The 241-nt window shown below is 71.4% G+C and carries 1 pseudogene; it reads left to right on the forward strand.

Features of this window, described 5'->3' with window-relative positions:
- Nucleotides 1–178 (forward strand): annotated as a pseudogene (locus tag KVS71_RS18475) (hypothetical protein); the annotation flags it as partial.
- Between the last annotated feature and the right edge of the window lie 63 nt (nt 179–241).

The following is a 241-nucleotide window of genomic DNA, read 5'->3' on the forward strand; positions in this document are numbered from 1 at the left end:
GGCCATCCAGCGCACCGTCCTGGAGAACCCGTCCTGGTGCCCGGCCCAGACGTCGTACCGCTCCGAGATCTCGCAGGGGCGCCTCGACGCGCTGACCAACGTCCAGTCGTTGGTGGCCGAGCTCACCGGCCTCACCACCGCCAACGCGTCGATGCTCGACGAGTCCACCGCGGTAGTGTAGGCGATGCTGGTCGCGCGCCGGGCCTGGCAGACCTCCTCGCACGCCTTCCCGGTGGCGGCG

This window comes from Microbacterium sp. GbtcB4, from assembly GCF_019091465.1.
In the GTDB taxonomy this organism is placed as follows: Bacteria; Actinomycetota; Actinomycetes; order Actinomycetales; family Microbacteriaceae; genus Microbacterium; species Microbacterium paraoxydans.